The sequence below is a fragment of the Paenarthrobacter sp. NPDC089675 genome (assembly GCF_044749185.1).
Classification (GTDB): Bacteria; Actinomycetota; Actinomycetes; order Actinomycetales; family Micrococcaceae; genus Arthrobacter.
The window spans coordinates 155,848-179,624 of the sequence record NZ_JBIVHM010000005.1 but is presented as its reverse complement, the minus strand read 5'-3'; the positions used below and the strand labels follow the sequence as shown (position 1 = coordinate 179,624).

At 62.3% G+C, this 23,777-nt stretch carries 29 protein-coding genes; 19 read left to right on the top strand and 10 right to left on the bottom strand.

Going from position 1 to position 23,777, the window contains the following annotated elements:
- Positions 1-37 precede the first annotated feature (37 nt).
- From ACIPY2_RS12820 to rplI, 3 genes are all read left to right on the top strand, one after another.
- Positions 38-625 carry a single-stranded DNA-binding protein gene (locus ACIPY2_RS12820; protein ID WP_400266766.1) on the top strand — a complete coding sequence of 196 codons (588 nt, stop codon included), beginning with the start codon at positions 38-40 and terminating at the stop codon, positions 623-625.
- Between the two features lie 63 nt (positions 626-688).
- A complete protein-coding gene (gene rpsR, locus ACIPY2_RS12815) occupies positions 689-928 on the top strand; it encodes a 30S ribosomal protein S18 (protein ID WP_003800144.1) in 240 nt (79 codons plus the stop codon).
- An 18-nt stretch (positions 929-946) separates the two neighbouring features.
- Positions 947-1,399, top strand: a complete 453-nt coding sequence (gene rplI, locus ACIPY2_RS12810) for a 50S ribosomal protein L9 (protein WP_347109016.1) — start codon at positions 947-949, stop codon at positions 1,397-1,399.
- Positions 1,400-1,552: 153 nt separating this feature from the next.
- Here rplI and ACIPY2_RS12805 read toward each other — a convergent pair whose 3' ends face one another.
- Entirely contained in the window at positions 1,553-1,975 is a 423-nt protein-coding gene (locus ACIPY2_RS12805) for a DUF1801 domain-containing protein (RefSeq protein ID WP_400266765.1), read from the bottom strand.
- 57 nt (positions 1,976-2,032) lie between these two features.
- Between ACIPY2_RS12805 and ACIPY2_RS12800 the strand changes: the two genes are divergently transcribed.
- The 3 genes from ACIPY2_RS12800 (at position 2,033) to ACIPY2_RS12790 (ending at position 3,943) form a co-directional block, all read left to right on the top strand.
- Positions 2,033-2,884 carry a PhzF family phenazine biosynthesis protein gene (locus tag ACIPY2_RS12800; protein ID WP_400266764.1) on the top strand — a complete coding sequence of 284 codons (852 nt, stop codon included), beginning with the start codon at positions 2,033-2,035 and terminating at the stop codon, positions 2,882-2,884.
- A 169-nt stretch (positions 2,885-3,053) separates the two neighbouring features.
- Positions 3,054-3,263, top strand: a complete 210-nt coding sequence (locus ACIPY2_RS12795; protein ID WP_400266763.1) for a hypothetical protein — start codon at positions 3,054-3,056, stop codon at positions 3,261-3,263.
- The gene (locus ACIPY2_RS12790; RefSeq protein WP_400266762.1) at positions 3,251-3,943 is read left to right on the top strand and encodes a diacylglycerol/lipid kinase family protein; all 693 of its coding nucleotides are present in this window, start codon (positions 3,251-3,253) and stop codon (positions 3,941-3,943) included. The genes ACIPY2_RS12795 and ACIPY2_RS12790 overlap by 13 nt, the downstream gene beginning before the upstream one ends.
- Here ACIPY2_RS12790 and ACIPY2_RS12785 read toward each other — a convergent pair whose 3' ends face one another.
- The gene (locus ACIPY2_RS12785) at positions 3,944-4,837 is read right to left on the bottom strand and encodes a hypothetical protein (protein ID WP_400266761.1); all 894 of its coding nucleotides are present in this window, start codon (positions 4,835-4,837) and stop codon (positions 3,944-3,946) included.
- A 102-nt stretch (positions 4,838-4,939) separates the two neighbouring features.
- Between ACIPY2_RS12785 and ACIPY2_RS12780 the strand changes: the two genes are divergently transcribed.
- From ACIPY2_RS12780 to ACIPY2_RS12755, 6 genes are all read left to right on the top strand, one after another.
- Positions 4,940-5,236, top strand: coding sequence for a DUF4287 domain-containing protein (locus ACIPY2_RS12780; protein ID WP_400266760.1), 297 nt, complete (start codon positions 4,940-4,942; stop codon positions 5,234-5,236).
- 79 nt (positions 5,237-5,315) lie between these two features.
- Entirely contained in the window at positions 5,316-5,762 is a 447-nt protein-coding gene (locus tag ACIPY2_RS12775) for an SRPBCC family protein (RefSeq protein ID WP_400266759.1), read from the top strand.
- Positions 5,763-5,771: 9 nt separating this feature from the next.
- Complete coding sequence (locus tag ACIPY2_RS12770) at positions 5,772-6,299, top strand: GNAT family N-acetyltransferase (RefSeq protein ID WP_400266758.1); 528 nt, start codon at positions 5,772-5,774, stop codon at positions 6,297-6,299.
- Positions 6,300-6,368: 69 nt separating this feature from the next.
- Entirely contained in the window at positions 6,369-7,448 is a 1,080-nt protein-coding gene (locus ACIPY2_RS12765; protein WP_400266757.1) for an alpha/beta hydrolase, read from the top strand.
- Between the two features lie 102 nt (positions 7,449-7,550).
- Positions 7,551-8,174 (top strand): FMN reductase, encoded by a 624-nt coding sequence (locus ACIPY2_RS12760; protein WP_400266940.1) that lies wholly within the window; start codon positions 7,551-7,553, stop codon positions 8,172-8,174.
- A 48-nt stretch (positions 8,175-8,222) separates the two neighbouring features.
- Positions 8,223-8,579 (top strand): zf-TFIIB domain-containing protein, encoded by a 357-nt coding sequence (locus ACIPY2_RS12755; protein ID WP_400266756.1) that lies wholly within the window; start codon positions 8,223-8,225, stop codon positions 8,577-8,579.
- Here ACIPY2_RS12755 and ACIPY2_RS12750 read toward each other — a convergent pair.
- The gene (locus ACIPY2_RS12750; RefSeq protein WP_400266755.1) at positions 8,576-9,151 is read right to left on the bottom strand and encodes a hypothetical protein; all 576 of its coding nucleotides are present in this window, start codon (positions 9,149-9,151) and stop codon (positions 8,576-8,578) included. The genes ACIPY2_RS12755 and ACIPY2_RS12750 overlap by 4 nt on opposite strands.
- Before the next feature lie 7 nt (positions 9,152-9,158).
- Positions 9,159-9,608, bottom strand: a complete 450-nt coding sequence (locus ACIPY2_RS12745) for a hypothetical protein (protein WP_400266754.1) — start codon at positions 9,606-9,608, stop codon at positions 9,159-9,161.
- 623 nt (positions 9,609-10,231) lie between these two features.
- On the opposite strand from ACIPY2_RS12745, the gene dnaB reads away from it, so the two are divergent.
- Complete coding sequence (gene dnaB, locus ACIPY2_RS12740; protein WP_400266753.1) at positions 10,232-11,617, top strand: replicative DNA helicase; 1,386 nt, start codon at positions 10,232-10,234, stop codon at positions 11,615-11,617.
- Here the strand turns inward: dnaB and ACIPY2_RS12735 are convergent.
- From ACIPY2_RS12735 to ACIPY2_RS12715, 5 genes are all read right to left on the bottom strand, one after another.
- Entirely contained in the window at positions 11,614-11,994 is a 381-nt protein-coding gene (locus ACIPY2_RS12735) for a VOC family protein (RefSeq protein ID WP_400266939.1), read from the bottom strand. The genes dnaB and ACIPY2_RS12735 overlap by 4 nt on opposite strands.
- Positions 11,995-12,181: 187 nt before the next feature.
- The gene (locus tag ACIPY2_RS12730; RefSeq protein WP_400266752.1) at positions 12,182-12,640 is read right to left on the bottom strand and encodes a ribose-5-phosphate isomerase; all 459 of its coding nucleotides are present in this window, start codon (positions 12,638-12,640) and stop codon (positions 12,182-12,184) included.
- 10 nt (positions 12,641-12,650) lie between these two features.
- Positions 12,651-14,390, bottom strand: coding sequence for a dihydroxyacetone kinase family protein (locus ACIPY2_RS12725; protein ID WP_400266751.1), 1,740 nt, complete (start codon positions 14,388-14,390; stop codon positions 12,651-12,653).
- 31 nt (positions 14,391-14,421) lie between these two features.
- Positions 14,422-15,195 (bottom strand): SDR family NAD(P)-dependent oxidoreductase, encoded by a 774-nt coding sequence (locus tag ACIPY2_RS12720; RefSeq protein ID WP_400266750.1) that lies wholly within the window; start codon positions 15,193-15,195, stop codon positions 14,422-14,424.
- Positions 15,196-15,219: 24 nt separating this feature from the next.
- Complete coding sequence (locus ACIPY2_RS12715; protein ID WP_400266749.1) at positions 15,220-16,062, bottom strand: sugar phosphate isomerase/epimerase family protein; 843 nt, start codon at positions 16,060-16,062, stop codon at positions 15,220-15,222.
- Positions 16,063-16,265: 203 nt separating this feature from the next.
- On the opposite strand from ACIPY2_RS12715, the gene ACIPY2_RS12710 reads away from it, so the two are divergent.
- From ACIPY2_RS12710 to ACIPY2_RS12685, 6 genes are all read left to right on the top strand, one after another.
- The gene (locus ACIPY2_RS12710; RefSeq protein WP_400266748.1) at positions 16,266-17,603 is read left to right on the top strand and encodes an MFS transporter; all 1,338 of its coding nucleotides are present in this window, start codon (positions 16,266-16,268) and stop codon (positions 17,601-17,603) included.
- Between the two features lie 63 nt (positions 17,604-17,666).
- Positions 17,667-18,560 carry a transketolase gene (locus ACIPY2_RS12705; protein ID WP_400266747.1) on the top strand — a complete coding sequence of 298 codons (894 nt, stop codon included), beginning with the start codon at positions 17,667-17,669 and terminating at the stop codon, positions 18,558-18,560.
- Positions 18,557-19,555, top strand: coding sequence for a transketolase family protein (locus ACIPY2_RS12700; protein ID WP_400266746.1), 999 nt, complete (start codon positions 18,557-18,559; stop codon positions 19,553-19,555). Before ACIPY2_RS12705 ends, ACIPY2_RS12700 begins: the two co-directional genes overlap by 4 nt.
- A 102-nt stretch (positions 19,556-19,657) precedes the next feature.
- The gene (locus ACIPY2_RS12695; RefSeq protein ID WP_400266745.1) at positions 19,658-20,314 is read left to right on the top strand and encodes a GntR family transcriptional regulator; all 657 of its coding nucleotides are present in this window, start codon (positions 19,658-19,660) and stop codon (positions 20,312-20,314) included.
- A 343-nt stretch (positions 20,315-20,657) separates the two neighbouring features.
- Entirely contained in the window at positions 20,658-21,752 is a 1,095-nt protein-coding gene (locus tag ACIPY2_RS12690) for a hypothetical protein (RefSeq protein WP_400266744.1), read from the top strand.
- Between the two features lie 222 nt (positions 21,753-21,974).
- On the top strand, positions 21,975-22,502 hold the full coding sequence (locus ACIPY2_RS12685) for a transcriptional initiation protein Tat (RefSeq protein ID WP_400266743.1): 528 nt from the start codon (positions 21,975-21,977) through the stop codon (positions 22,500-22,502).
- Positions 22,503-22,642: 140 nt separating this feature from the next.
- On the opposite strand, the gene ACIPY2_RS12680 is transcribed toward ACIPY2_RS12685, so the two are convergent.
- Positions 22,643-23,599, bottom strand: a complete 957-nt coding sequence (locus ACIPY2_RS12680; RefSeq protein WP_400266742.1) for an LCP family protein — start codon at positions 23,597-23,599, stop codon at positions 22,643-22,645.
- Positions 23,600-23,777 lie beyond the last annotated feature (178 nt).

Genomic DNA, 23,777 nt, shown 5'->3' with positions numbered 1-23,777 from the left:
AATCTTTACCCCGCAGGAACGAACAAGGAGGCAGTAGATGGCAGGCGAAACCACTATTACGGTCATTGGTAATCTCACCAACGACCCGGAGCTGCGGTTCACCCCGTCTGGCTCGGCAGTAGCGAACTTCACCATCGCTTCTACTCCCCGGACCTTCGATCGCCAGTCCAATGAGTGGAAGGACGGGGAAACCCTGTTCCTCCGCGCGTCGGTTTGGCGTGAAGCAGCCGAGAACGTGGCCGAATCCCTCACAAAGGGCATGCGCGTCATTGTTTCCGGCCGTCTGAAGAGCCGTTCCTACGAAACAAAGGAAGGCGAGAAGCGCACCGTCATTGAGCTCGAGGTCGACGAGATCGGTCCGAGCCTGCGTTACGCAAACGCCAAGGTCAACCGCACCCAGCGCTCCGGCGGCGGGTTTGGTGCCGGAAACGGCAACCAGGGTGGCTTCGGCGGCGGCAACGCCGGTGGCTTTGGAGGTGGCGCAGCTGGTGGAAACCAGGGCGGCAACTCCGGCGGAAACTGGGGCAACAACCAGCCCGCACAGCAGGATGACCCTTGGGCTACGCCCGGTGTCAGCAACGCTGGTGGCTGGGGCAACGGCCCCGATTCCGAACCTCCCTTCTAAACACATAAACACCACCATCCCGTGGATCAACATCCACGGGCTCCATAGAAAAGGAGCTCCACGATGGCTAAGGCTGAACTCCGTAAGCCCAAACCAAAGTCCAACCCCTTGAAGGCCGCTGACATCACTGTCATCGACTACAAGGACGTAGCACTGCTGCGCAAGTTCATCTCCGACCGCGGCAAGATCCGCGCTCGTCGCGTCACTGGCGTTACCGTTCAGGAACAGCGCAAGATCGCCCAGGCAATCAAGAACGCCCGCGAAGTTGCTCTGCTGCCTTACTCCGGCGCTGGCCGCGGCTAAGGGAAGGGATTAACTAACATGGCAAAGCTCATTCTGACCCACGAAGTAACCGGTCTCGGTGCTGCTGGCGACGTTGTCGAGGTCAAGAACGGTTACGCACGTAACTACCTTCTGCCCCGCGGCTTCGCTCTGACCTGGACCCGCGGTGGCGAGAAGCAGGTTGAATCCATCAAGGCTGCCCGCGCTGCCCGCGCCCACGCTTCTGTTGAAGCTGCTCAGGCACAGGCCCAGGCTCTGTCCTCCAAGAAGGTCAAGCTCGAGGTGAAGGCCGGCGAGTCCGGTCGTCTCTTCGGCACGGTCAAGCCTGCTGATGTTGCTGCTGCTGTTGAGGCTGCCGGCCTCGGCGCCATCGACAAGCGCAACGTTGAACTGCCGAACCACATCAAGTCCGTCGGTTCGTACCAGGCCAACGTCCGCCTGCACGAGGATGTTTCTGCTGTCATCGACCTCGAGGTCGTTGCCAGCAAGTAGCGCAGGGTTCCCTGAGACCGAGCTTGCGAGGTTTTAGGGAGCGCTACGTAGCGCAAGTAGTCGCTGACTGCATCTGAAGGACCCCCGCCACCGGATTTCCGGAGGCGGGGGTTCTTTGCGTTCCCGTGCTTTGGGTTCGGAACGGTTGAGGGCCTACGGCCTGTGAATCTCCGTCATCGTGTGGTGGTAGCCGCTGCGGATCAGTTCTGCCAGGATGCCCCGGTCAACGTCGTCCAACTTGTTGATGTAGAGGCAGGCGGTACCCGTCTTGTGCTTGCCCAGTTCGGGGAGCAGCCGGTCAGCGTCCGGGCTCTCGGTCAGCCCGTACAGGACAAGGTTGGCTTTGCGCGGCGAAAAGCCGACAGCCGGAGAATTTCCTTCCCGACCGCTGTCGTACCTGTAGTGGTAGCTGCCGAACCCAACAATCGTGGGCCCGTACATGTACGCCCTTTGACCGGTCACTTCGGCCATGAGGGACATGAGTTCGCGGCCATCCGCCCGCCGCACCGGGTGCTCCACTGCTGTCAGGAAATCCTCTACGGGGACATCGGTCGGCTGGGTCTTGTTTTCCGCCATACGGGTAGTCTCCCAGACGCGTGAGGACGGTACCAGAAGCGGTGATAGCCTGCACCGGTGACTTCCGAATCCCCTCGATCCCGCCCCTTCCGCCAAGTGGATGTCTTCTCCGACCGCCCCTACTTTGGCAATCCGCTCGCCGTCGTCGTTGATGCCGAAGGCCTCAGCACCGAAACCATGCAGCATTACGCGAACTGGACCAATCTTTCCGAGACGACGTTCCTGCTGCCTCCCACGGACCGTCGTGCCGACTACCGTGTCCGTATCTTCACGGCCAGCGAGGAGTTCCCCTTCGCCGGTCATCCCACACTGGGGTCCGCCCACGCCTGGTTGGAGGCCGGGGGAGTGCCGAAGAGCGTTGGCGTCCTGGTACAGGAATGCGGTGCCGGCCTGGTCCGGGTGAAGCACGACGCCGGCCAGCTGGCTTTCGCGGCACCACCCCTGACCCGCTTCGGCCCGGTAGATGAGTCGGTCCGCGCGCAGCTGGCACTGGCCTTGCGGCTACCTGATCAGGCCATTGTTGACGCGTCTTGGCTGGTGAACGGACCCCAATGGATTGGCGTCCTGCTCGAGTCCGCGGAACAGGTCCTGGCCCTGGAGCCCGATGTCATAGCCATGGGCGATCTAAAAGTGGGCGTGATCGGCCCGCATAGTGAAGGTTCGGGCGTCGACTTTGAAGTCCGGACTTTCATACCCGGTGACGCAATGGTGGAGGATCCCGTGACGGGCAGTTTCAACGCAGGTGCGGCGCAGTGGCTGATTGGATCCGGGCGGGCGCCCAGCGAGTACGTGGCTGCGCAGGGAACCGTGCTGGGCCGCGCGGGACGGATCCACGTTAGCGCCGGGGACGACGGGATCTGGGTGGGCGGATCCGCCGTCACGTGCATCGAGGGCACGGCATTGCTGTAGGTAGGCCCCGTGGCGTACCCGGCTTCACCAAGGGGCCGCTATCGTGACAGACTCGTGGAGCTGGACTAAATGGTGAAGGCTCTCCTTTCATCGCTCACTCCACACGCCATTTGATTGACGCTCAGCGCTGGTGGGTAGTTATCCATTCGGGCGCACACAGAGGAGAAGCATGGATTCCGCACGGACTTTTGAGTCGATCGTCATCATTTTCAACCCCAACAGCACAGGGGACGCGCCGAAGCTGGCCGAGGAACTGCAGGGCAAGCTCAAGGAGCTGCTGACCTATCCTGTGGAGATTGTCCTGAAGCCCACCGAGCACGCCGGGCACGCTGTGGACCTGGCCCGTGAGGCGGCGGCGACGTACTCGTGGTCTCGGTGAGCGGGGACGGTGGCTACAACGAGGTTGTCAACGGGGTGATGCAGGCGGATAACCCCAAGGCGGTGTGCGCCGTGATGGCGGCGGGAAACGCCAACGATCACCGCCGCACGGTTGGCACCAAGCCCTTGGAAGAAGCGATTGCCGAGGGTCACGTGCGGCAAATCGACCTGCTGAAGATCCACACCGGCCAAAAGGAGGGGGAGCCGTTGGAGTATGCGCACTCCTATATCGGGTTTGGCCTCACCCCGGTGGTCGCTACCGAGCTCGAAAAAGGCAGCAAGGGTGCGTTGACGGAAATGATCTCCGTCATCAAGACTTTCTCCGAGTTTGAGCCCTTCGAGATGAGGCTGCCCGACGGCAAACGCCACAAGGTGGACAGCCTGGTCTTCGCCAACATCCCGGAGATGGCCAAGTACGCCACGCTGAGCGAAGCCACTGCCACCCCGGCAGACGGTAAGTTCGAGGTCATCCTGTTTCCGCATATGCCCAAGTGGCGGGTCGCATTGAATGCACTTCGCGCCACCACCCAAGGCCTGGGCGATCAGCCGAGCGTGAGCAGCTATGAGTTCACCACGCTGAAGCCGTTGCCCTTCCAGATGGATGGCGAAGTGAAAAACGTGGATGCCGGCGTCACGGTCAGGGTGGAAAGCGCCCATGGAGCGTTGCAGACCATCGGCTGATCACACATCTTGGCAGGCGGCAGTCACGAAGTCGTAGATGCGCCCGCGCAACTCCGTGGACGCCGCAATCTTCAACACCCCTTTCCGGTCCCCGACGGCTACCCGTAGCGGCAGCAGTGTGCCCACCTTGTCCTCCGCCACGGCGTGTGGGTCACACCGCGCCGGCCGGATCCGCAGCGGCAGCACCCGGAGTCCGGAACCCGGGGTGATGGTGACATTCCGGGGCCATGGGTCCGTGGGTTCCTCGGCCAACAGCGTGGTTCCATCGACGGATTCGATCGTCAGCGTCTTGGTCTCTCCCGCCGGGGCGGCAGGCGTCACCACCAGCTGTACGACGGCGGTCTTCCGGTCGGCGGCGATGTCCAGATCGGGGGCGAGGACCATGGTCGCTACAGCAGCCGCGGCGGTTGCGAGGCAGAGTTCTTCGGAGTTTCGCTGCAGCACCTTGAACGGGTCCCCGGCCTCGATCGTGGTTTGGTGCTCATTGCCGCCGGCGTCTGCGTAGTGCACGGTGGCCATGGCGGTGGCGCCTTGGAACTGGCCCGCGCACGCGGCGCCCGGCAGCTTGGCTGGCAGGCTTTTAGGCTGGCGCGGCGGAAGCTCCAAGGTGCCATCAGCAGGTGTCCAGATGATTGCCCCGTTGAAAAGATCCGACGCCAGTTCCGCTCCTGATACTGACAACGGAGTGTCCGTGGCGTTGGTCAGTTGGATCAGGATCGCTTGTTTTCCGTACTGGTCGCGCGATTGGTTGACTTCCGCGGTGATTGGCCCGTGGGTCGATTCTGATGCTGACGGCGGGGGCGCGGTCGAGGCGGATTCGCAGGAGGCCATCAGCGGAAGAGCGGCCATGAGGACCACGAACGCCGCTGTTGAACGCCAAATCCGGCACGCCATGGCAAAAGTCTAGGTCTGCATGCGGAGGGCGGATACTCCAAGTTGTCGCAGGGGTACCGTAAAGTCTCGCCTACACAGATTTCCTTCGATGAAAGGCGCCATATGTCGTTCCAGGCTTACTTGGATGCAATAGAGGACAAGACCGGGCTGACGCCCAGGCAGCTCGTGGAGATCGCGGAGAGCAAAGGATTCAACGACCCCTCAGTCAAGGCCGGAACCATCCTCGAGTGGCTGAAGGCGGACTATGATTTGGGTCGCGGTCACGGCATGGCGTTGGTGCACGTGATCAAGAAGGGCCCGAAAATCGATAGCAAACATGTGGGCTCGGATGGGGTTCATCGGGACGAGTCGGACACATTGTGGCTTGACGGAAAGGCCAGTAAGCCCACCGTTTCTTGAAGCACCTCTGGCAGGGATTTCATAAGCATGCTTAGCTTAAGGTCGTGTCCCTGTCGACGACGGATTGAGGAAGGAACCCATGTCTACCGTTGCCCAGCTCTTCAAATCCACGTCCGACGACGTTTGGAAGGTCATAGCTGATGGCTGGCTGTACTCGGGGTGGGTAGTGGGCGCTTCCAGGATCCGGGCGGTAGACGATGGGTGGCCGCAAGCCGGATCCAAGCTGCACCACTCCGTGGGTGCCTGGCCGCTGCTCATCAACGACAGCACAAGCGTTACTTCAGTTGAGCCGGGCCGTTCGCTGGAGCTTCTGGCCCGCGGATGGCCGGTGGGCGAGGCAACGGTCCTCATCACAGTAGAGGACGTCGACAACGGTTGCCGGGTGTCAATATCGGAAGACGCGGTTCGCGGACCGGGCAAGTTGGTCCCCAAGGCAATACGTGATCCGTTAATCGATATCCGAAACCGTGAAACCCTCCGGCGGCTGGAATTGATGGCCGCCGGCGGTGCAGGAAGGCAAAGGTAGCCGGCCGTCGTGGTTTTCCACATCAGGACGGCCACGGAGCCTGACATAGCGGGGATCGCGGAGGTTGAGCTGGCCGCGGGACGCATTGCTGACGCGCGGACGCCCCAGTTCGTAGCAGCGCTATGTGGAGCAATTTCCGATCCGTTGCGTTTGGTTCTGGTGGCGGAAGCGCAGCCGCCGCCAAGTACCGCTGACGGTGCCGCCGTCGTGGGTTGGGCCAAAACGCACCACTGGAACCATGCCGACGGTCCTGCCCCGGCGGGACATTATCTCGGGGGCCTGACTGTGGCCCCGGCGTTCCGTCGAAAGGGAGCGGCGATTCAGCTGACCGATGCGCGGCTGGCCTGGATCTGGGAGCGCGGGACCAGCGCATGGTACGTAGTGAATGCACGGAACCAGGCATCTCTAGAGCTGCACGGGCGATGGGGTTTCCGCGAGGTAGCGCGCGCGCCGGGATTCCATACAGTGACGTTCGACGGCGGCGAAGGGGTCTTGCTCGGGGCGGATCGGCCGCGGACGCCTCGGTGGCAGGCGTGACGACTTCCTTCTGAATAGCCCACTTCCGCTTTAGCATGGTGCGCAGGTGCACGGATGGGGGAGTGTGTGATGGGGCCGTTGGATTCGATCGAAACCAGTGCAGGGAAAAGCGCGGCAACCCGTGTGGAAGGTCCGGCCAAGGTTCGACGCAGGCGTTTTTCGCGGCAACGCAAGCTTGAAGTGGTCATCCTGGTGGTGCTGGTGGTGGCGTTGGCCCTTTCCGCCACTCCTTGGCCGTCCGCCTTACTGATCCGCAGTGTTTTCGAACGTGGCGCCCAAGCGACCATCGATGAGATGACGCCCTACGTTCCCACTACCCCGCTGAAAACCCAGCTCGGTGTGGAGTACAAGCCGGGTTCCACGTTTGATGCCTTCAGCCCAAAAGGAACAGTGGCGCCGCTTCCCACGGTGGTGTGGATTCACGGCGGTGCATGGATTTCGGGGGCGCAGCGGGACGTCAATCCGTACCTCCAGATCATTGCCGACCAGGGCTACACGACCATTGGCATGAGCTATCCAATAGCGCCCGAGGCGACCTATCCCACCGCTGTGCGGGACATCAACGAAGCCCTGGGTTACATCAAGGCGCACGCTGCGGAGCTCAACGTGGACACCAGCCGCATCGTCCTTGCCGGCGATTCTGCCGGAGCCCAGCTGGCCAGCCAGATGACCACGCTCACCGTGAACCCCGAGTACGCCAACCTCATGGGAATCCAGCCTGCACTGCAAAAGTCCGAGCTCGCCGCCACCATCCTGCATTGCGGTGTCTATGATCTCCGGGCCATGGCGGACCTCAACGGCATTGTGGCGTGGGGCTTCAAGACTGCTTTGTGGTCTTATACAGGCACCAAGGATTGGTCCGCCACGTATGCCGGCGCCACGATGTCCACCATTGACTATGTAACCCCCGAATTCCCGCCCACTTTCATCAGCGGCGGAAACGGTGACGGCCTTACCTGGCTGCAGTCGGTGCCCTACAGCAACCGTCTCAAGGCCGCGAATGTCCCGGTCACGGAACTGTTTTGGCCGGCGGATCACTCGCCTGAGCTTCTACACGAGTACCAGTTCCACCTGAACTTCTCCGAAGCCCGCGAAGCGAGGGACAAGACATTCGACTTCCTGTCCGAGCACGCGGCGCGGCGTTCGTAGTCGTCCTGTAGTTACTCGGGAATACTTTCGGGCGAGCCCTCGTTCATTGATTTAGATGCATATGCATGTATGCTGGAAATGATCGAGCAACAGGAGAATGCCATGGAAACCCGCCGCATCACCGTCCTTTCCGCCGGACTCGGCGTACCGTCGTCGAGCCGTCTGCTGGCAGACCAGCTCGCCGCCTCCGCCGAGCGGCAACTGCGTGCGGCCGGTTATGAAGCGAGCATCGACGTCGTCGAATTGCGGGACCTGGCCGTGGACATTGCCAACAACTTCGTCACCGGCTACGCCGCACCGCGCCTCGCAGAGGTGATTGCCGGCGTCGAGGACTCCGACGGGATCATCGCCGTCAGCCCCATCTTCAGCGCTTCCTACAGCGGACTTTTCAAGTCGTTCATCGATGTGCTCGACCCCAAGTCGCTTGACGGCAAAGCCGTCCTGCTGGGTGCCACCGGCGGCACCGACCGCCACCAGCTGGTTCTTGATCACGCCATGCGCCCGTTGTTCAGCTACTTGCGGACCCGGATGGCTGCCACCGGCGTCTTTGCCGGCCCGCAGGACTGGGGGAACGACGACGGCGGGTCGCCCCTTTCGGAGCGCGTGGACCGGGCCGCCGGCGAACTTGTGCAATTGCTGAGCGGTCCCCAGCCGGGGCGCAAGGCCCCGGTCCTGGAGTCGCTCCCGTTCGAGCAGTTGCTCGCGGGAATTTCCGCCGGCCACTAGTCCGAACTAAATGGGGCACCGGCTCGTTGGCCAGTCATGAAGTGTCCTGTGGATTCCGTTGAACTGGTGATGAGCGAGCGTGGGGGCGTAGAAATCGACTACTGCCCACAATGCCGGGGTGTGTGGCTGGACCGGGGTGAGCTGGACAAGATCATTGATCGTGTATCAACTGACTCGGGCCCAGCGCGCCCGCAGCCTGCGGCAGCTCCCGCCCAGCCGCCCATTGCCCCGCCACCGCTTTACAACCCTTTCGAGTCACGGCCTGGGCAGCCCCGCTACGACGATCGGAGTGGCCGGCCGGACTACGACAGGGGCAACGGTCGCCGTGACGGCTACAACCCGGACGAATACGGCCGGAAGCGGAAGAAGAAGGACGGGTGGCTCGGGGACCTCTTCGACTTCTAGTCGTCCAGGAGTTCGATGAATTCGCGGGCTTGCTTGATGGTTATGTCCGAGTGCCGTGTCAGGGCAAGGGCGGCGCCTTCAACATCGCCGCTCTTGGCCAAGGTTCGGATCCGGCCGTAAATCTCGTCATTGAGCATGTTGCTGCTGACTTCGCGGGTCACATCGCCCTTGCTGACAATTGCCCGGTAGCGGTACGGAAAACGCTCGGGCTCATCGTCGTCATCGGCGAGCAAGTCCTTGGCTGGTACCTCCGGCCGGAACGGCTGAGGGTGCGCCGCCAAAGCCCCCACGGCGTCCCGGGAGGCGCGCAGTCCTTCTCCCGTGGCTTGCAGATAGAGCTTGATGGCCGCCATGCCTTGTCCTTGGGCGATAAGTGAGTACAGCCGACGGTGCTGTTCCTCGTTGAGCTTGGCTGCCGACTCCCGTGCCAGTTCCACTGGATCCCTGGGGGCCTTGGCTGCTGCGGCGCCGGCCTTGGTCTCGGCTGAGCGCTTGGTGAAAGAACGAATGAGCAGAAGCACACCCACGATGACCAGAATAAGGATCACGAGTGGGATGAGAAGCGAATCCATGGCGGTGTCAGAGCCGATCTATGTAGTTCTTGGCGGTAAGTAAATCTGAATGGGTGGCCTCTCGGAGGACTTTGATGGCCTGGATCTTTTGCCCGTTGCGAACCAGGTTCTGCAGTTCGAAGGCGAGCTGTGGATTGAGTTGACCTGTGGGCAGTACCGCAGGATGCTTTTGTGCTCCCTGGTTTGCCGCTTGCTGGCCGGCGCCGCTTTGCTGTGTCTGAGCCCGGTTCTGGCTGGGCTGGGTGGATGCCTCGATCTTTGCCCGCGCTGCCAAGGCTGCCTGGACCTGTGAAGCTTGGTGGGCGGCCGAGCGTGCAGCCAATTCCCGCTGATATCGCTCGGCCTCCGAGATGCCGGTATCGCGAGGCTTCAAGGCTGCCGACAACGCCCATAGAAGAGCCAAGAGGACTATCAGCGGTAGGGCAATCAGCAGCAGGTCACCAAGGTTCGTCCCCATGGTTAGAGCTTATGTCAGATCGGGGTTATCCACAGCACATTCCATTTAGGGCATAGGCTTCCGAGAGGAAAGTGTCAATTCAGCTCCGTATCTGTAAGATGCATCACATTTACGGCATGTTTCGGTGGGAAATTGAGCGAAGCCGCTCCCGGCGTTGGCTGAAGGCTGTGGATGGTTATCCACCAAAAATATCTTTCGTCCACAGCATGTGATGAACGTTTTCCCACGTCAGGGGCTACTTTCCCTTTAAAGAAATTCTCTATCCACAGGGTTGCTCACATGCTGTGCACAACGAGGGGTACTTATTCCACAACTTATCCACAGATGTGCGGATTGTCCGGCTTTGTGCTTCTGCCGGCCACCGCTAACGTGGCTGCAGTACCTGTTTCAGGATGGAAACAGCCCTTCCGGAGACCCTCAGCCAACGGCGCGCAAAACAGCTTGGGGATACTTCTGTGGATAACTTGTGGAAATTGGGGATACGCCGAAATTGTCGGTCCCTGGCGATACAACGGGAGCACTCGGCAGGTCCGGAGGCTCGGGCAATCCATTCCAGGTCCACCTGCGCTTGACGCACCGCTGAGGCATGAACTTCTGCAGCGGTACACATATGGAGGACGGCTTTGTCAGTAACGCACTTGGACTCAATCGAGGGCTCACGGGCATCGGAGGCGAGCCGTAAACCTCCCCAGGATATTGCCGCCGAGCAATCCGTCCTGGGCGGCATGATGCTGTCAAAGGACGCCATTGCCGACGTCGTGGAGATCGTTCGCGGACACGACTTCTACCGGCCTGCGCACGAGACCATCTATGAATCGATCATCGACCTCTACGGGCGCGGTGAACCGGCCGACGCTGTTACGGTGTCCGATGAACTGACCAAGCGCGGAGAGATCAACAGGATCGGCGGCCCCGCCTACCTTCACGAGCTCATTCAGACGGTTCCCACGGCAGCCAATGCCGGCTACTACGCTGAGATCGTCGCGGAACGTGCAGTACTGCGGCGCCTGGTCAACGCCGGCACCAAGATCGTCCAGATGGGTTACGGCCAGGACGGCGAGGTGGAGGACCTGGTCAACCAAGCGCAGGCCGAGGTTTACGCCGTGGCGGAAAAGCGCACTGCCGAAGATTACGTGGCACTCAAGGACGTCATGGAGTCCACGGTGGACGAGATCGAGGCTTCCGGTCACCGCGGCGAAGGAATGGTGGGCGTGCCCACGGGTTTCTACGAGCTCGACGAGCTCACGCACGGCTTGCACCCCGGCCAAATGATCGTGATTGCCGCCCGTCCTGCCGTTGGTAAGTCCACGTTCGCACTGGACTTCGCACGCTCGGCGGCTATCAAGAACAACCTCGCCACGGTTATGTTCTCCCTGGAAATGGGCCGGAACGAGATCGCCATGCGTCTGTTGTCCGCTGAGGCAACGATCAGCCTCCAGGATCTCCGCAAGGGAACCATCAAGGACGAGCAGTGGTCGAAGATCGCAACCACCATGGGCCGCATGAACGATGCTCCCCTGTTCATTGACGACAGCCCCAACATGTCCCTCATGGAGATCCGGGCGAAGTGCCGCCGCCTGAAGCAGCAGCATGACCTCAAGCTGGTGGTCCTTGACTACCTGCAGCTGATGAGCTCGGGCAAGAAGGTCGAGTCCCGCCAGCAGGAAGTTTCCGAGTTCTCCCGTGCACTCAAGCTCCTCGCAAAGGAACTTCAGGTTCCAGTCATTGCGCTTTCGCAGCTGAACCGTGGTTCCGAGCAGCGCCAGGACAAACGCCCCATGGTGTCCGACCTCCGTGAATCAGGATCCATCGAGCAGGACGCGGACATGGTCATCCTGCTCCACCGCGAGGACGTCTATGACAAGGAGTCGCCGCGCGCGGGCGAGGCGGATATCCTGATCGCCAAGCACCGTAACGGCCCCACCAAGGACATCGTGGTGGCGTTCCAAGGTCACTATTCGCGCTTCGCAAACATGGCCGGTGATTCGGGCGGCGGAGGCGGGTTCTAAGGGGCGGAGAGCCGCCTCCGCAGCAGGCAGAACTCGTTGCCCTCCGGATCCTCCAGGACGTGCCAGTGTTCTTCGCCGGTCTGCCCGACGTCGGCAGGCCGGGCTCCGAGGGCCAGCAGGCGTTCCAGCTCGGCTGCCTGGTCCCGGTCCACAGGGTTGACGTCGATGTGCAGCGGCAGGCGCCCTGTTCGCGGGTTGGTGCTTGGGCTGAGAATGATGGTTGGTTGCAGGCCGCCGAAGCCGGCGTCGGGAGGACCGATTTCGATGGCGCCGTCCTCGCGGCCGAGTTCGACGTAGCCAAGGACTTCGCTCCAGAACGATGCAAGCAGTTCCGGATCGGTGCAATTGAGGACCAGTTCGCTGACACGGCAGGACATGGAAGCAAGTGTAGTGAGCCGGTCCTCGCTTCGGACCATCACGAGGTTCATGAGCGTCCTCCAGGCCATGTCCGATCCGGCTGTTTTCGTGAAGGATACGCCCGCTGGTAATGGCCCTCAAGAACCCGAAAAAGAGAAGGCCAGGGCCCGAGGCATCGCGCGGGGCCCTGGCCTTCGGAGCGGGGAACTAGCAGCCTTCGAAGTCACTCAGCACTTTCACCTTCGCGGCGGACCCGGACGTGGGATCGAAGGCGTACCCGATCCATTCCTTGGCCAGGCGGCGGGCAAGCTCAACGCCCACCACCCGCTGGCCCATGGTGAGCACCTGGCAGTCGTTGGACAGGATGGAGCGTTCCACGGAGAACGAGTCGTGCGCCGCGGTGGCCCTGATGCCCGGGACCTTGTTGGCGGCGATGGCCACGCCGATCCCTGTTCCGCAGAAGAGGATGGCCCGGTCGGCCTTGCCGTCGCGGATCATTTCGCCGGCCGCAATGCCCACGTACGGGTAGGGCCTGGTGAAGTCCTCGTCGGCACGGTTCACTCCGATGTCGATCACCTCGGTGATCCGGGAATCGGCTTGGAGGTCCGCGAGGATCCGGTCCTTGTAGTCAACGCCGGCTTCGTCGGCGCCCACGATGATGCGCATGGTCATTCTCCTAGTTGATGGCGGCAGTTACGGGAACTGCGGTGAAGTGGGGTCCGACGGCGGCAAACACCATGGCGAGCGACGTCGCCCCGGGGTCCGGGGTACCGATGCTCTTCTCGGCGAGGGGACGGGCGCGGCCCTTGAGGGGACGCAGGTCAGCCGTGGCAGCGGCAGCATCCGTTGCCGTAGCAGCAGCGGACGCCCAGGCTTCCTCAATAGCCGAACCGGAGCTGACACCAGCCGACAAGGATGATGCAAACGGCAGGAGCGAGTCGACCATGGTCTTGTCGCCGAGGTCGGCCTTGCCAAGCCCCGTGATGCGGTCGGCGAAGGCGCGGACAGCGGCAGCGAGGACGTCCGGCGTCGGGCGTTCTTCATTGCCGAGGCGCTCGCCAAAGGCGCGCAGACCGGCACCCCAGAGGACGCCGGAGGTCCCGCCGGCTTTGTCGGCCCAGGCGTCGCCGCCGGCGATCAGCACGGAACCAGCACCTGCGCCCGCAGCAAAGGCCGTGGCTGCGGCCTCAAGGGCGGCAGCAGATCCGCGGACCATGCCCCGGCCGTGGTCGCCGTCGCCCGCGATGGCGTCCATGTCACCCAGCATCGACTCGGAAGCGCGCAGCAGGGACGATGTCTCTTCAAGGGCGCGCAGGCACTGCCCGGCATAGGCTCGGGAGGCCTCTGTGGAGGAATAGTGGACGGCGTCCACGAAGGCAGCGTCGTCCACGGCCTGCCCGTCCGGGGAAACCTCGAATCCCACCGAACCGCGGCGGAACGCCGGGGTCAAGGCCGGAGCCGTCCAGTACTGCTCGAGTTCCCCGTCCAACCACGTGAGTGTCAGCGAAACGCCCGCCATATCCAAAGACGTCACCAGTTCGCCGACTTCGGGCATGACCAGCGTGAAGCCCGCCTCGCGGAGCAACGGAGCCACCGTGCGCCACAGGACGAACAGTTCCTCGTTCTTGGTGGAGCCGAGTCCATTGAGGATCACGGCAACACGGCCCGACGCGGCAGCGGGGGCCTCCGCGAGGACGCGGCGGACCAGTTCCTGCCCAAGTTCGACGGCAGTGGGCAGCTCGGTGTCGAACAGTCCCGGTTCGCCGTGGATACCCAGGCCCAGGCCCATGTATCCCTCGGGAAGGCTGAAAAGGGGCTGGTCAGCACCCGGGAAGGTGCAGCCACTGAAGGCGGTCCCGATGGTCCGGGTGTGATCGTTGGCTTTCCGTCCCAGCCGGACCACTGATTCAAGGTCCTGCCCGGCTTCGGCGGCAGCACCCATGACCTTGAAGACGACGAAGTCGCCGGCAATGCCACGACGCTTCTCCAGCTCGGAGGGAGGAGCGCTGGCGATGTCGTCCGTGACCAGCACGTTTTCCGCCCGGATTCCCTCGGCATTCAACCGTTCGCTGGCCATGCCGAAGTTCAGGACGTCCCCGGCGTAGTTGCCGTAGGTGAACACGACGCCAGCGCCGGAATTGGCCGCCTTCGCCACAGAGTAGGCCTGCTGGGTGGAGGGGGAGGTGAAGATGTTTCCCACCACGGCACCGTCAGCGAAGCCCGGGCCGATGATTCCGGCGAATGCGGGGTAGTGGCCGGAACCGCCGCCGGTGATGACGGCGACCTTGGGCATGGAGGGCCTGTTGCGGCGGACCGCGCCGCCCTCGACCTGGCGGACAAGGTCGGAGTGGGCGTCGCAGAAACCGGCGAGGGCTTCGTCGGCGAAGTCGGCGGGATCGTTGAAGATTCTGGTCATGGCGGGGTCCTGGTTTTTCTGTGGGAAAGGACTAGTGGATGTGGCTGCCGCCGTTGATGTCGATGGTGGTGCCGGTCAGGTATGCAGAGTCCTCCGAGGAGAGGAACGTGATGACGGCGGCAACTTCCTCCGTGGTGGCGTTGCGGCCCAGCGGGATGCCTGCGTTGATGGCGGCTTCCTGCTCTTCAGTGCTGCCCACGCGGATGTTGGTGTCCACGGCGCCGGGGGTGATGGCATTGACGGTCACGCCGGTTTCGCCGATTTCACGGGCGAGGGCCTTGGTGAAGCCGAGGATGGCTGCCTTGGCTGCGGAGTAAGGGACTTTGCCGAACACGCCGCCGCCGCGCTGCGCGGAAACGGAGGACATGTTCACGATGCGGCCCCAGCCGTTGGCGATCATGTCCGGCAGGAATGCCTTGGTCACCAGGTAGGTGCCGGTGGCGTTGACGTCCATGACTTTGTGCCACAGCTCCAGGGTGGTTTCGAGGAACGGGACAGGGGAGGTGATGCCTGCGATGTTTGCCAAGGCGCCAACGGGAGGCAGGTTGCCACCCGAAACCTCGGCGGCAACAGCCGCCTGCGCGGCAGTAACAGAAGCTTCGTTGGCGACGTCGATCTCGTAACCGAAGGCAGGGACGTTGAACTCGTTGCCGATTTCGGAGGCAACCTTGGCGGACTTCTCGCCGTCGAGGTCCAGGATGACGACGCCCCAACCCTGGGCGGCGTAGCGGCGGGCAGTGGTGAGGCCGATGCCGCGCTCGGAGGTGGCTCCGGTGAGAACGGCGGTGCGCTGGATGGTGGTCATGATGCTCCTTGAAAGTTGTGGTTGTTAGATGAGGTCTGAGATGTAGCTGCCGGCTTTGGCGGCGGCAGCCGGGCGCTCGTCGTGGGTGACGTCGCGCGTCTCGAGTTCCAGCGAGAAGTGGCCGGTGTAGCCAACAGCCCGCAGCGTTGAAAGCCCCGCGGCAAAGTCTGCTTGCCCGTTGCCGATGCTGAGATTGATGTTCCCCGGCTGCGTGTCCGTGGCAGCCGTTGCATCGCGGAGGTGGACGTGGGTGATGCGCTCGCCGAACCGCGAAACGAAGTCCGCAGGGTCGCCGCCGGAGGCAACGATGTGGCTGAAGTCCATGACGATCCCGACGTCGGAGCCGGCGAGTCGGTCTGCCAGGAGCTGCGCGCGTTCGGTGTTCCAGCAGAGCCGGAAGTAGTGGAGGGACTCGGTCCACAGCTCCAGGCCGAGCTCCTTGGCGCGGGCAGAGGCGTGGATCAGCTGCCCCGCCACCCTTTCGATGTCGTCTTCCACGCTCCGCAGCGGCTCATGGTCGATTGCTCCACAGGGAAGGACAAGTGCCTTCGCGCCGGTCTTCGCCGCCAGGTTGAGCAGCATCCCAAGGTGCCGCTCGCGCGCTTCCGCGGCGCCGGCGTCGAGCGTTGCGTTCAGGTCGCCGACGTCGCCGTTCACCGAACGGACGCGGAGCCCCGAATAACGCACGACGGCGGCAACCGCCTCTACTGCCTCCGCGTCCAGTACGTAAGGCACGTGGTCGCAGACGCCGGGGAGGGCGCCCAGGTCAATCTCTTCGAAGCCGAGTCCCCGCATGGTGTTCAGTGCGGTGGCCAGGTCCTGGTGTCGGAAGCTGATGGACGAACAGCCCAGTCGTTGATGAAACATCGTCGTTGATCCTCAAGTTGGGCCCCTCGACGGAGAAGGGCCGTAGTGATGGACACCACGTTAGCCACGTTAACTGTCAACAGTCAACCTCCCAAGTTGACTGTTGACATTGCTGGTGGTCTCGGTCACAGTTGACGTATTATGTTGACTGTCGACAGTGGGGTTGCGGTGAAGCGTCCCACTCTTCGAAAGGGAAATAAGCAATGAGCAATGAAGCTCTGACCATGCGTGGTCCGGTTCATGGAACCAAGGAAGCTAAGCGCGTCGCCGTAGGTTCAGGCGTCGGCGCAGTCATTGAAACCTACGACTTCATCGGTTTCGGCACCGCCGCCGCACTGTACTTCGGTACGGCGTTCTTCCCGGGCGCTGACCCGGTCACCGGCACCCTGGCCTCCTTCGCGACCCTCGGCGTCGGCTTCGCTGCCCGTCCTCTGGGTGGCATCATCGGCGGCCACCTCGGTGACAAGTTGGGCCGCAAGCCGGTGCTGGTGGCTTCACTGATCCTCATGGGCCTGGCAACCTTTGCCATCGGCTTGCTTCCCACCTATCAGCAGGTTGGGCTCCTGGCTCCGGCACTCCTGGTGATCGTCCGCATCATCCAAGGCCTCGCTTTCGGTGCGGAGTGGGGCGGCGCCATCCTCATGAGCTACGAACACGCACCATGGCGCAAGAAGGGCCAGTTCACTGGCATTGTCCAGGCCGGCTTCCCGGTTGGCCTGCTGCTCGCCAACCTGGTGTTCCTCTTCAGCGTTGGCCTCGGCAGCGAATGGGCCTGGCGCGTACCCTTCCTCGCGAGCATCCTGCTGGTGGCCGTCGGCTTGATCATCCGTTCCAAGGTTCCGGAATCCCCCGTCTTCGAAGACGTCAAGACCAAGGGTGACATTGTGAAGTCCCCGATCGTGGAGGTCATCAAGACCGACTGGCGCAACATCGTCCGCGGCATCGGCCTCCGCATCGCAGAAACCGCAGGCTACGCCGTCTCCGTGACCTACATGATTTCCTACCTCCACAGCACCAAGCTCGCCGATAAGACCCAGACGCTGGTTGCCCTTTGCATCGCAGCAGCCATCGGTATCTTTGCCACCTACGCCTGGGGCAAGCTCACCGACAAGGTGGGCCGCCGACCGGTCTACATCTGGTCCACCGCTTTCGCTGTGGTCTTCGGCGTCCCGATGTTCCTGCTGGTCAACACCGGTCTCTTTATCTTCATCATCGCCACGATCGTGATCGCCTACGCCGTCTGCCAGAACTCCCTCGCCGGCGCCCAGGGTGCGTGGTTCCCGGAGCTTTTCCAGGCCAAGACCCGCTCCTCCGGCGCATCCCTCGCCTACCAGATCTCCGCCATGGTCTCCGGCTTCACGCCCTTCATCACCACGTTGCTGTTCGTCAGTTTCGGATGGGTGGGTCCCGCTGCCCTGTTCAGCATCTACGGTGCGATCGGGCTCTGGGCCGCGTTGGTCACCAAGGAAACCTGGGGTAAGCGTGAGCGCCAGCTCGCCGAAGAAGCCGCCAGCAAAACTCCCCAGACGGTAACCGCCTAAGCAACCACTCGACGTCGGGCGCGTTCTCCCCATCGGTACGCGCCAGGCTCCGGAAGGAATCCAGTGTCTCTCTCATCAGTTGAAACGGCCGCGCCCGCTTTGCCGACGCCCGAGCGCGTTGACCGTATCCGCGCAGCTGCCTATCGCATCCGCCACCACGCCCTGAATATGGGGGAGGTGCAGGGCCAGGGCTACGTGGGTCAAGCGCTCGGCGCCGCGGACATGTTCGCTGCCGTTTACGCCGACCAACTCAGCTACCGTGCTGAAGACCCGCACTGGGAGGGCCGTGACAGGTTCCTGCTCTCCACGGGTCACTACGCCATCGGGCACTACGCGGCCTTGGCCGAGGCCGGGATCGTCCCGGTGTCCGAGCTCGAAACCTACGGCTCGGACGACTCCCGCCTGCCCATGTCCGGCATGTCCACCTACACCCCGGGAATGGAAATCTCCGGCGGTTCGCTGGGACATGGACTCACTATCGCCGTCGGAATGGCATTGGGTTTGCGGGCGCAGGGTTCCACATCCCGCGTCATCAACTTCCTTTCCGACGGTGAGCTGGACGAAGGCTCGACGTGGGAGGCCGCCATGGGCGCGCACCACCACCAGCTGGGCAACCTCATCGCCATGGTGGACATCAACGCCCTCCAGGCCGACGGCGCCACCAACACGGTGCTGCGTACCGAACCGGTGACGGAGAAGTGGGAATCGTTTGGTTGGTACACGCAGCGGGTGGACGGGAACGACGTCGGTGCGCTGCTGGCTGCGTTCGACCACATCGCCTCAGTTTCCGGTCCGGTCGGGCGGCCGTCCGTGATTCTCTGCGACACCAAGGTTGGCCGCGGTGTACCGCTGCTGGAAACCCGCGAAAAGGCGCACTTCATGCGCATCGAAGAAAACGAATGGCAGATCTGCCGCGAGCAGCTGACCGCAGGATATGAAGGGACGGCTTCAGCATGAGCACAGCCACCACAGCAAAGCCGAAGCTCAAGACCTCGGCCATGATCGCCTCGTTCGCTGATCCGGGCCAGAAGACCACGTCCGCTCCCTTCGGGCACGCACTGGTTGCTGCGGCCGAGGCCAACCCTGCGATTGTCGGCTTGACCGCAGACCTGGGTAAGTACACGGACATGCACATCTTTGCGAAGGCCTTCCCGGAGAGGTTCTTCCAGATGGGCATGGCCGAGCAGCTCCTGTTCGGTGCTGCCGCCGGCATGGCCGAGACCGGGCTGGTTCCGTTCGCTTCCACTTACTCGGTGTTCGCAGCCCGGCGTGCCTACGACTTCCTGTGCCTGGACATTGCCGAGCCCAACCTGAACGTCAACATCGTGGGAGGTCTTCCCGGGCTGACCACCGGCTACGGTCCCAGCCATCAGGCCACTGAGGACATGGCAATTTTCCGCGGCATGCCCAACCTGACAATCGTTGACCCGTGCGACTCCGTGGACATCGAGCAGGCCGTGCCGCAGCTCGCCGCCTCGGACGGCCCTACGTACCTGCGCCTGCTCCGCGGCAACGTGCCGACTGTCCTGGATGAATACGATTACAAGTTCGAGCTGGGTAAGGCCAAAGTCCTGCGCGGCGGCAACGACGTCGTGTTCGTGTCCTCGGGCCTGATGACCATGCGTGCGTTGCAGGCTGCGGACGCCCTGGCTGCCCACAACGTCGACGTGGCAGTGGTGCACACTCCCACCATCAAGCCTTTCGACTCGGCAACCGTACTGGCTGAACTGAACACCGACCGCCTCGCCGTCACGTTGGAGAACCACACCGTAGTTGGCGGTCTGTTCGAAACTGTTGCCTCCGCCGTCGTCAGTGCCGGCCTGGGTAAGCGCGTGGTTCCCATCGCGCTCCCGGACCAGTTCCTCGACGCCGGTGCGCTGCCGACACTGCACGAGCGCTACGGACTGTCCGTGGACCGGATCGTCGCGAAGGTCCTGGCCGAACTCGGCTGATTTCAAAAACAGGGGCGCAGGACCGGGCAGCACTGCCCGGACCTGCGCCCTAACCCGTAGTATCGACTGTTAACAGTCGCCCTTTGACACCGAGGAATCATCATGGCCCTGAGCGCATCCCTGCTGGGACTGGAGAAGAAAAGCCTGCGCGAGCAGGCACTCGTCGCGCTGAGGAGTGCCATTACCAGCGGCGAGTTGGAACCTGGGCGCCATCTTGTTGAGACGGAGCTGTCCGACATGCTTCAGATCAGCAGGGGCACCCTCCGCGAAGCTCTTCGGCAATTGGAGCAGGAGGGCCTCGTCTCAGCCGGTGCACGCGGGCGCCTTTCCGTGCGTCACTTGGACGTCAAGGAGATCCGCGACATTTTCGCTGTTCGAGGCGTCCTGGAATCCCTTGCCGCCCGTACCCTGAGCGACATGCCGGACAAGGAAGCCGTGCTCGGAGAGTTGCGTGCCGCAGTCGAAAATATGGACAAAGCCGCGAAATCCTCACTGGAGGAGCGGATCGAGTCGGACCTTGAGTTCCACCGCACCCTTTGCCGGCTGTCCGGGAATGAAACACTGCTGCACCAGTGGGAGTCCCTGGAAGGGTCGATCCGGATGTCGATCATGTTCGCCGGATTGGAACGCGCGACGCGGAACATGAGCGTCGGCAGGCACCACGATATTGTTGCGGCGATTGAGACCGGGAACGCCGCCAAGGCGCGGGAAACCATTATTGAGCACATGAACGGGGCTGCCGAGAATTTGGTCGGCTGACTCTCTCTTCGCCTCCGGCTTTGGCCTGCATACAAGTTAGCTGCAATTCTCTGGCATTATTGGTAAATCCAGACCCAATGCTCGGTTTGAGCGTCCAGTTACAGTGGGAATTGCAGTTGCCTTTGCTTGGAATATCTAGTCTTTGATGGGCAGAGTATGCATCGGTTTGTACTACTGACGGCACGTGATCTGGAGCACTTTCAAGGTGTCATTTTAAAGCGAGCCAGATCACGGAAAGGCCTTGCACGCCATGCTGCCAGATGCACAATCGGACAATACAAAAGACAATGAGCTCCGACTCCGGGTTTTAGGCACCACAGTTTCGATACTTTTTGACGCTGGGGTGACAGATGACCTGCGGATTGTCCTGCAGCGGTCCTGGTCGCGGTGCCTCGATACCTCGGAAGGGCGCCCAGTACGTCCGCGATTCCCTGCATCCCTGGCCAGGGAGCAACTGGAAAACATTCCTTTCCGGGCGCGCGTCTCGTCAACTGCAGGGACGTCCTTCGTGGTGGGCCACACGTTTGGCGAATTCGCGTCTTCCCTCACCAGCGCTGTCACCACGGCAGGTGTCAACGCCGGGGAAGGCGGGCTCTTGATGCTCCACGCTGCCGGGCTCGCCGACGTGGAAAGTGGCCGCACGGTTGCCCTGGTAGCTCGGTCCGGAATGGGAAAGACGACCGCTACCAGGCGCCTCGGAACCGAGTTCGGCTACGTTACGGACGAGACCGTGGCACTCGATGCAAACGGCACCCTCCTGCCATATGCCAAGCCTCTCTCTGTCATTGTGGAGGATCCTCCCGCTCCGAAGCGCCAGATGGGACCCGACGAGCTTGGATTGCTGCGGGCGCCGAAATCTCCAGCGTTGGCCTCCGTGGTCCTCCTCGATCGGGATCCGGACGCCCTTAATCCCCTGGTCACGGAGCTCGACCATGCCGAAGCATTGACTGCGTTGGCGCCACAGACGTCTTTCCTGGGTTCCATCGCCAACCCCCTCCAACGGCTTTGCAGCATTCTGGATGCGACTGGAGGCGCGCTGAGGGTCACCTACCGGGAAGCGGGGGACCTGGCCGGTGTCATGCCCCAGCTCTTGCAGCGTGCCCCTGTTGCCAAGACCTGGACATCGGCGGTCGAAGCGGAGCCGCATGAAGGGGGACGGACCCCAGGTGCAGGATTCCTCTGCCGGGGCGAGGTGGTTGATGCCGTTGAGGTGCCTACGAAAAACGGGCAGGGGACAGAACTCGTTGCCTTGACCGGTGATGGGGTAGTCCGTGTGCGCGGTGTTGGCCCGGCGGTTTGGCAGGCGCTCGAAACACCCTGTGACTTCGAAAGCCTCGCGGCCAGGATTGCTCCACGGGTAGGACTTCCGGAGGGTTATGCAAGCCAATTGCAGACTGCAATTGAGGACCTCCAGGCTGTTGGTATTGTGGCTTCCTGAAAGGTAAATGCCTGTGTATCCCGGGATTAACGGGACCTGAGTGCTCTTGAATAGCACGAAAGTCACCGCTCTCAGTGGTAGTTACCAGGCCATCTAAGTGTTGTGAGCCAATTCGGCTGACTGTTAGATTCCGTTTGCATCATATTCCACCATAGATTTACCTAAGTCTGCCGCCGTGCCGACTTGAAGGAGCAAACGATGGCCTTAGATAAAGGCAAAGTCATGAATAGGACAATTGACCGCCGAAAGGTGGTTGTCGGTACGGCCTGGAGCGTTCCCGTTATCGCTGTCGCCATGGCCACTCCGGCTCGCGCAGTCTCGCCGGACGCTGTTGTGATTACGCCGGGGACCGGGCCTGTGATCACTGACTGGAAAGGTGACCACCACTACGGGAGCGAAATCTCCAACCCGACTGAAAGGGACTACGACTTCCCCATCACGGTCACTGACGCAGCCGGCAACCCTGTTGTCGGGGCGAGCGTAACCGTAACGACGTCGGGGACGAACAGGGACGGCGACGTCCTGGCGGCCTATGTCTATCCGGCACCCCTTAACGGCGGCCCGGAGAACGAGCCCCACCCTACTGCCACGGCCGTAACCGGGGCAGACGGCAAGGTCCTGTTCGCAATAAGCACGCAGAACCTGAGCCTTGGGGAACGACCCTCTTACGGGACGATCACCACCACGGTCACGTATAACGGCACCACCACCGTGTCGGTTGTCAACGTGACGTTGACCGATTCGGACTAACAAGCCGGCCAAAGCCCCCGTTCCGTTCACTGCCCGCCTCTGCGGCCGGCATTGAATGGAGCGGGGGCTTCTTGTTGTGCTCCCATGTTTGCAACGCTGCATGCAGGCCCCGCCAGAGGGATGGCGGAAGCCGCTCCCGCCTACTTTGTGACCGTTACCTGTTCAGCCACGTACTGCGCCATGGTGCCCTCCGCCATTGCCCGGGAAAGTGCGTCAGCCGCGGCCTGGTTTGGAAGGACTATGGACTGTCCGTCGGCGGACCAGCCTGTGCCGTTGGTCGGGAGGGTGAACGAGACCACGTCGTCGGGGCGGATTTCCCGGAGCTCATAGGCCATTGATGCGATGGTGGACGCGTCGAGCCCCGAGTCGACGGTGAGGTACGGGGCGAAGTCGTTGACCATGCTGCTTACTGTGAATGGGTTGGACAGTACGTCACGGCTCGCAATTTTTGTGAAAAGGGCCCGAAAGTACAGTTGCTGGTTTCTGGTCCTTTGGAAGTCCCCGTCGGCAAAGGCGTACCGTTCGTGGACGAACCAGAATGCCGCGTCGCCATCCATATGCATGGGACCCTTCGTGAAATTGTCGATCGGCCCTCCGGATGGTTTGAAGGCCAGCGGGACATCAACATCGACGCCGCCCACAACATTGGTCAACTTCTTGAAGCCGTCGAAGTCGATGAAGACCACGTGATCGATCCGCTGCTGGAGGAACCCCTCCACTGTCTGGACCATGAGGGGAACTCCGCCAAAGGCCAGTGCAGCGTTGATCTTCGCCTCGCCGTGGCCTGGGATGGGCACCCAGAGGTCCCGCATCACCGATACGACGTACATCTTCTTCCGGTCGGCTGGGATGTGAACCAACATCATGGTGTCCGAACGCTGGTCCGATGCCTCGCCGGATTCGGCAAGGTCGGACGATGCGCCCCGGCTGTCGCTGCCGACTACCAGGACATTGAGTGGGCTGGATCCATCTGGGAGGACAGATTCGGATGGACGTGTTGATTCATCCGGAAAGGCGCTGTCGAACTTCTGGCTTTTCGACTCGAAGGCAGCCGATAAGCCAAAGAGAAAGGTACCGGCCGCTACCGTAGCAAGCACAACAAGGAGTGCAGCTCCCAGAAGGATATATCGCCCGGTCCGTCTTTTCCTTTGGTCTGAATCCTTTCCTTCTTTAGGGGTAGCTGCCGGTGGTTGGACGAGGTTCATTGCTTGACTCCGTAGTGATTGACTCTGCGCATTGTCAGGTGCCTGGAATTGTGCCGGCGAGGGCCTTTGG